The sequence below is a fragment of the Pseudoalteromonas sp. TB51 genome (assembly GCF_000498055.1).
GTDB lineage: Bacteria > Pseudomonadota > Gammaproteobacteria > Enterobacterales > Alteromonadaceae > Pseudoalteromonas > Pseudoalteromonas atlantica.
On sequence record NZ_AUTO01000158.1, the window covers coordinates 23,475 to 31,592 of the forward strand.

The 8,118-nt window shown below is 41.1% G+C and carries 5 protein-coding genes and 1 pseudogene; all 6 read left to right on the forward strand.

Features of this window, described 5'->3' with window-relative positions:
• Position 1: 1 nt before the first annotated feature.
• The gene (gene dnaN, locus L650_RS0108270; protein ID WP_029772814.1) at positions 2–1,105 is read left to right on the forward strand and encodes a DNA polymerase III subunit beta; all 1,104 of its coding nucleotides are present in this window, start codon (positions 2–4) and stop codon (positions 1,103–1,105) included.
• Positions 1,106–1,119: 14 nt separating this feature from the next.
• Positions 1,120–2,214: a DNA replication/repair protein RecF gene (gene recF / locus L650_RS0108275; protein ID WP_024032132.1), complete on the forward strand. Its 1,095-nt coding sequence runs from the start codon at positions 1,120–1,122 to the stop codon at positions 2,212–2,214.
• 12 nt (positions 2,215–2,226) lie between these two features.
• Positions 2,227–4,653, forward strand: a complete 2,427-nt coding sequence (gene gyrB, locus L650_RS0108280; protein WP_029772815.1) for a DNA topoisomerase (ATP-hydrolyzing) subunit B — start codon at positions 2,227–2,229, stop codon at positions 4,651–4,653.
• Between the two features lie 140 nt (positions 4,654–4,793).
• The gene (gene glyQ, locus L650_RS0108285) at positions 4,794–5,696 is read left to right on the forward strand and encodes a glycine--tRNA ligase subunit alpha (protein ID WP_004588055.1); all 903 of its coding nucleotides are present in this window, start codon (positions 4,794–4,796) and stop codon (positions 5,694–5,696) included.
• Positions 5,697–5,698: 2 nt separating this feature from the next.
• Positions 5,699–7,768, forward strand: coding sequence for a glycine--tRNA ligase subunit beta (glyS, locus tag L650_RS0108290; protein WP_029772816.1), 2,070 nt, complete (start codon positions 5,699–5,701; stop codon positions 7,766–7,768).
• 72 nt (positions 7,769–7,840) lie between these two features.
• Positions 7,841–8,118, forward strand: a pseudogene (locus L650_RS0108295) (hypothetical protein); the annotation flags it as partial.

An 8,118-nucleotide genomic window follows, 5' to 3' on the forward strand; every position in this document is an offset into this window, starting at 1 on the left:
TATGCAAATAACCATTTCAAGAGAACAATTTTTAAAGCCATTAGTGCAAGTATCGGGTGCGATTGAACGTAAACATACGTTACCTATATTATCTAATGTATTGTTAGTGGTAGAAAACGGGCAACTTTCAATGACAGGCACAGACCTTGAAATTGAACTAGTTGCAGGTGTTTTTGTTGGTGATGATATTGCCGATACAAAGTTAACGCTACCTGCTAAAAAATTACTCGATATTTGTAAAAGCCTGCCTGATGGTTCTGAGCTTACATTGAGCTTACAAGAGCACCAACTGCTTTTAACCAGTGGTAAAAGCCGCTTTTCACTTACTACGCTTGCCGCGGAAGACTTCCCTAATTTAGAGCAGTGGGATGGCGAGGTTGAGTTTCAGCTAACGCGTTTAGAGTTACGTAAGTTACTTGAAAGCACACATTTTTCAATGGCTAACCAAGACGTTCGTTATTACTTAAATGGCATGTCGTTTGAAGTAGATAATAGCGACATAAAAACAGTAGCCACCGATGGCCACCGTTTGGCAATAGCGCAAAAAGAATTAGGCCAATCGTTAAATACGCAGCGCCAATTAATAATACCGCGCAAAGGTGTGCAAGAAATTATGCGCCTTATGGTTGCCGACGAAGAATTAGTTACTATTCAATTTGGCGCTAACCATATTCGTATTATCGATGTGGAATTTACTTTTACAAGTAAGTTAGTGGATGGCCGCTTCCCTGATTATCGCCGCGTATTACCTCGTGGTGGAGATAAAGTAATTACCGCTAACCGTGAATGGTTACGTAATGCGTTTCAACGTGTGTCTATTTTATCTAACGAAAAATTTAGAGGTGTGCGTTTAAACCTTGCCAATGGCTTACTTAAAATTACGGCTAATAACCCTGAGCAAGAAGAGGCTGAGGAAATAGTAGAAGTAATGTATGAGGGTGATGAGCTAGAAATTGGTTTTAATGTATCGTATGTATTAGATGTACTAAATACATTAAAAACAGAAGATGTACTATTTACATTAGCAGATTCAAACAGCAGTGCACTTATTGAAGGTGCGGGCGATGAAGAAGCAATGTACGTGGTTATGCCTATGCGATTATAAGATACCCATTATAAATGAGTTTAAGTCACTTGAGCCTCAAGTATTTTCGTAATATTGAGGCACTGACGCTAGAACCAGTCAACGGCGTTAATATAATTTATGGTGAAAACGGCAGCGGAAAAACCAGCCTTTTAGAGGCTATTTATTACCTTTCTCACGGCAAATCTTTTCGAACACCTAAACATAAAAGTATTATTCAACATCAGCAAGATCAGTTTGTAATACACGGCCGCAAAGCGCTACACGACTTGTCTATTCCTATTGGGATTAGTAAAACCCAAAGTGGTGAAACCAATTTAAAAATACAAGGCAAAGCCAGTAGAAAAATCTCTGAACTTGCACAGTTAATGCCTGTGCAAATTATTACACCCGAAAGCTATTCATTGTTTTTTGGTGGTCCAAAAGAGCGACGTAAGTTTTTAGATTTGGGTTTGTTCCACGTGGAACATGAGTTTTTTTACTTATGGCAGTCGTTCAATAAAGTGCTTAAACAACGCAATGCATTATTAAAAAGTAAGCCAAAGAATTATTTTGACCAAATTAGGTTTTGGGACAAAGAATTTGTTAGACTGGCAGAACAAATAAATAAATTAAGAATGGCGTATATAAGTAGGTTTAAGCAGCAGTTTTTTGATAAAATGTGTGCAGAATTAACGCTTATACGCGATTTAGAAATCAACTTTAATGCAGGTTGGAAAGACAGTGAGTCTTTAAGTGATGCATTAGAGCAAAACTTTGAGCGAGACGCTCGCCAAGGTTTTACAAGTAAAGGCCCTCATAAGGCCGATTTTAGTTTTAGTGTCGCTGGCAACAGCGTAGAGAATACGTTTTCACGCGGTCAATTGAAGTTATTGCTTTATGCGTTAAAAGTAACGCAAAATAGTTTAATTGAGTCAGAGACAGATAAGCAATCTATATTGCTAATAGATGATCTACCTTCAGAGTTAGGCGAGGATACAAAAGAGAAAGTGGGACAATTATTGGCTCACTGCAGTTCTCAAATTTTTATTTCTTCAATTTTGTCTGAAAGTATTTCTGCTGTGGTGGAACCCATGCAACGAGAACTACAAATGTTCCACGTGAAACATGGCAACCTAATAACAAGATAAGTGGGATTAACCATGTCTGAGAATTATGATTCGTCGAGTATTAAAGTACTTAAAGGATTAGACGCAGTAAGAAAGCGTCCTGGAATGTATATAGGGGACACCGATGATGGCACAGGCTTACACCACATGGTGTTTGAGGTCGTTGATAACTCTATCGATGAAGCCTTAGCAGGTCATTGTGATGATATTTATGTAACGATTCACTTAGACGGTTCAGTCTCTGTAAGAGATAACGGTCGTGGCATCCCAACTTCTATCCATGAAGAAGAAGGTGTGTCTGCTGCCGAGGTTATCATGACGGTACTTCATGCCGGTGGTAAGTTTGATGATAACTCTTATAAAGTATCAGGTGGCTTACACGGTGTTGGTGTATCGGTAGTAAATGCATTATCAGAAAAACTAACTCTTACTATTCGTCGTGAAGGCAAATTGCACGAGCAAACTTACAGCATGGGCGTACCTAACGCTCCATTAACTGTTATTGGCGATGCTGACACTACGGGTACTGAACTGCGTTTTTGGCCAAGTGGCGAAACATTTACAAACCTTGATTTTCATTATGATATTTTAGCTAAGCGTTTACGCGAGCTATCGTTTTTGAACTCTGGTGTAAGCATCATCTTATCTGATGAACGCGAAGAAAATAAAACCGACCACTTTAAATATGATGGCGGTATTCAAGCGTTTGTTGAATACTTAAACCGCAATAAAACACCTGTACATAAAGGTGTATTCCATTTTACTCACGAGCGTGAAGAAGATGGGATTAGCGTTGAAGTTTCAATGCAGTGGAACGATGGCTTCCAAGAAAACATTTACTGTTTTACTAATAACATTCCACAACGTGATGGTGGTACTCACTTAGCCGGCTTTAGATCTGCGCTAACACGTACACTTAATAACTACATGGAAAAAGAAGGCTTTAACAAAAAAGCTAAAACAACCAGTAACGCAACGGGCGATGATGCGCGTGAAGGCTTAACTGCGGTTGTAAGTGTTAAAGTACCTGATCCTAAGTTCTCATCACAAACTAAAGACAAGCTAGTATCAAGCGAAGTTAAATCTGCGGTTGAGCAAGCAATGGCTGAAAAGTTTTCTGATTTCTTATTAGAAAACCCAATGGATGCCAAAATTGTTGTTGGTAAAATTATTGATGCAGCACGAGCACGTGAAGCGGCGCGTAAAGCCCGTGAAATGACTCGTCGTAAAGGCGCTATGGATTTAGCAGGTTTACCAGGTAAATTAGCTGACTGCCAAGAAAAAGACCCATCATTATCTGAACTATACATAGTGGAGGGTGACTCAGCTGGCGGTTCAGCCAAGCAGGGTCGTAATCGTAAAAACCAAGCAATTTTACCACTTAAAGGTAAAATCTTGAACGTAGAGAAAGCACGCTTTGATAAGATGCTTTCTTCACAAGAAGTAGCGACGCTAATAACAGCCCTAGGTTGTGGTATTGGCCGTGATGAATATGACCCAGAAAAACTACGTTACCACAGCATCATTATCATGACCGATGCGGACGTGGATGGTTCTCACATTCGTACATTGCTACTAACATTCTTCTATCGCCAAATGCCAGAAATTGTTGAGCGTGGTTATATTTACATTGCACAACCGCCACTTTATAAAGTGAAAAAAGGTAAGCAAGAGCGTTATATTAAAGACGATCCTGCACTAGTAGATTACCTAACATCACTTGCACTAAATAATGCAGCGCTTTACACAAGCGAAGATGCAAGTGCAATTGAAGGTGAAGCGCTTGAGCAAATAGTACAAGATTACCAAAACACAGTTAAAGTCATTGAGCGCTTAAAACGTAAATACCCTAACACGGTAATGGAACGTTTGATTTACCAAAGCGAGTTAAAAGTAGAAGACTTATCTAACGAAGCTAAAGTAATTGAGTGGACTAAAGAGCTAGTTGACGACTTAGTTGAACGTGATGAAGATGCGACAATTTTCCATGCGGGTACTGAGCATGATGCAGAGCGCAACTTGTACTTCCCGGTTGTGAATATTCGTCAGCACGGTGTGGATAAAGCACACGTATTACATTACGACTTTATTGCATCACGTGACTACCAACGCATTGCTGTTACTGGCACGAAGATCGCAAACATCTTAAAAGAAGGCGCATATGTTCAACGTGGTGAGAAAACAAAACCTGTTGATAACTTTGTGGATGCTTTGGAATGGTTGATCGCTGAATCTAAGCGCGGGATCTACATTCAGCGCTATAAAGGATTAGGCGAAATGAACCCTAGCCAACTGTGGGAAACCACAATGGATCCTTCAGCTCGTCGTATGTTACAAGTAACAATTGAAGATGCTGTAGCGGCAGATCAATTGTTTGCAACATTAATGGGCGATCAAGTTGAGCCTCGTCGTGAGTTTATAGAAACCAACGCACTTCGCGTAGTTAACTTAGACGTGTAAAAAATTATACTTACATCTTAAAAGGAGCCTAATGGCTCCTTTTTTATTTTAACAACCGCACAAACTGCTTAAAACCTGCGTGTGCACAAGGTATACTGAGGGTAATTTTCACGCTACTTTCAGATAGTAAAAAGCCAAATATGCAAAAATATGACGTTAAAACCTTTCAAGGTTTGATCCTGGCTTTACAGGATTATTGGGCGCAGCAAGGCTGTGTCATTATTCAACCACTTGATATGGAAGTGGGCGCAGGGACATTTCACCCGCAAACATTCTTAAAATCTATTGGCCCTGAGCCAATGTCGAGCGCATACGTACAACCGTGTCGCCGTCCTACTGATGGTCGCTACGGCGAAAACCCAAACCGCTTACAGCATTACTACCAATTTCAGGTAGTTTTAAAGCCATCACCAGATAACATTCAAGAGCTTTACCTAGGCTCATTAGAAGCAATGGGTATTGATACCCTAACGCACGAAGTACGCTTTGTAGAAGATAACTGGGAATCGCCAACACTAGGCGCTTGGGGCTTAGGTTGGGAGATTTGGCTAAACGGTATGGAAGTAACGCAGTTTACTTACTTTCAGCAAGTAGGGGGCTTAGAGTGCTCTCCTGTAACTGGTGAAATTACTTACGGCCTAGAGCGTTTAGCAATGTACATTCAAGGCGTAGACAGTATTTACGACCTAGTATGGGCAGACGGTCCATTAGGGCGTGTAACTTACGGCGATGTATTCCATCAAAATGAAGTAGAACAATCTACTTACAACTTTGAACACGCAAACGTAGATGACTTATTTGCACAGTTTGATAAGTGTGAAGCTGAGAGCCAAAAGCTAATTGAAGCAAATTTACCACTACCTGCTTACGAGCAAGTAATGAAAGCATCGCACGCGTTTAACTTACTCGATGCGCGCCATGCAATCTCAGTAACCGAACGTCAGCGTTATATTTTACGCGTTCGAGCGTTATCAAAAGCGTGTGCACAAAGCTATTACGATGCACGTGAAGCGCTTGGTTTCCCGCTGTGTAAGGATAAGTAAGCATGTCAGCACAAAATTTATTAGTAGAAATTGGCACCGAAGAGCTGCCACCAAAAGCACTGCGCAAATTAGCAGAAGCCTTTGCCGCAAACTTAACTGCAGAGCTTGAAACACTAGAGCTTGGGCATGAAGGCGTAAGCTGGTATGCATCGCCTCGTCGTTTAGGTTTACAAGTAAAAGCGCTTGAAGCAAAGCAGCAAGATAAAGAAGTAGAAAAGCGTGGCCCTGCAACTAAAGCAGCGTTCGATAGTGAAGGTAACCCAACTAAAGCAGCAATGGGTTGGGCACGTGGTTGTGGTATTGACGTAAGTGAAGCACAAACTCTTGAAACCGACAAAGGCGCTTGGCTTTTACATATTGCTAAAGTAGCAGGACAAGAAACCAAAACGCTGATGAGCGATGCCATTGCAAAGTCGTTAGCAAAGCTGCCAATACCTAAGCCAATGCGTTGGGGCGCGAATAAAACACAATTTATTCGCCCAGTTCATACCGTAACTATTTTATTTGGTGATGAACTTATTGAAGGCGAAATTTTAGGTAAGCAAGTAACTAATCAGTTACAAGGCCACCGTTTTCATCATCCAGAAAAAATCACCATTAACCATGCTGATGACGTGTTCGACGTATTAAAATCAGCCTACGTTATTGCTGATTACGAACAACGTAAAGCGCAAATCCGTGCACAAATAGAAGCAGCGGCAAGCGCAGTGAATGCGGTTGTTGCAATGGATGAAGACTTATTAGAAGAAGTTACTTCACTAGTAGAGTGGCCAGTAACGTTAACGGCAACATTTGAAGAAGCATTTTTAGATGTACCTGCCGAAGCGCTAATTTACACCATGAAGGATGATCAAAAATACTTCCCGCTATTAGATCAAAACGGCAAACTTTTAAATAAGTTTTTGTTTGTATCTAACATAGAAAGTAAAGATCCAAGTGTGGTTATATCTGGTAACGAAAAAGTAGTGCGCCCACGTTTAGCCGATGCGCAGTTCTTCTTTGAAACAGATAAAAAGAAAACCCTAGAAAGTCGCCTAGAATCACTTGATACTGTTTTATTCCAAAAGCAGTTAGGTACGCTTAAAGATAAATCTGTACGTATTAGCGAACTTGCCGGCTACATTGCAGAGCAACTAGGTGCCGACAAAGACCTTGCAAAACGTGCTGGCCTATTAAGTAAAACAGACTTAATGACCGAAATGGTAATGGAATTTACCGACGTACAAGGTGTAATGGGTATGCACTATGCACGCTTTGATGGCGAAGCAGAAGATGTAGCTATTGCACAAAACGAGCAATACATGCCGCGTTTTGCAGGTGACAATTTACCTACAAACCTAATCAGTTGTGCAGTAGCAATTGCAGATAAGTTTGATACGCTGGTGGGTATTTTTGGTATAGGCCAAGCACCAAAAGGTGACAAAGACCCATTTGCACTTCGTCGTGCAGCCATTGGTGCACTGCGTATCATGGTAGAAAAAGAGCTACCGCTTGATATTTTAGACCTAGTAGCAAAAGCACAAACACTGTTTGGCGAAAAGCTTACTAACCTAAATGTATCAACCGACGTATTTGACTTTATGCTAGGGCGCTTCCGCGCATGGTATCAAGACGAAGGCATTGAAGTAGATGTTATTCAGGCAGTATTGGCACGTCGTCCTACTAAACCTACTGACTTTGACCGTCGTGTTAAAGCAGTAAGCCACTTCCGTACGTTAGACGCCGCAGAAGCGCTTGCAGCAGCGAATAAGCGTGTAGGTAACATACTAGCTAAAAATAACATTACCACTGAAGGTGATGTTGATGAGAGCCTATTAAGCGATGACGCTGAAAAAGTATTAGCATCACAAGTAGCAAAATTTGCAACTGAGCTTGCACCACTTTACGCCGATGGAAACTACCAAGAGGCATTAAGCCAATTGGCTGGTATTCGCCAAAGTGTTGATAACTTTTTTGACAACGTCATGGTTATGGCCGACGATGAAGCTGTAAAGCAAAATCGCCTCGCACTATTAAGCCAGTTAAGCCGCTTATTTTTAGATATTGCAGATATATCTGTACTACAAAAATAACACCGCTTAAGCCAATAAAAAGCCAGCGTATTGCTGGCTTTTTAGTTTTAACAGAACGAAGGATACCCATTAATGATGCCAATGAAACGAATTTTAACACTTGCCATAGCCGGCTTACTCACAGCGTGTACTAGCCAAGTGTCTATTAACGACGTACTGCCACAGCAAGAGCTGGATAAAACAGTTTACCTAAGAGGCGATTTTACGCTTTGGGATGCAGAGCCTCAGTACCAGTTTATGCCAGTAGGCGGCGCGCTTTACCAAGCAGAAGTTAAATTTAGCACCCCAGGTAAAGTGTACGAATTTAAAATAGCCGATGCCGATTTTAGCGAAGGCTACAACTGTGGCTA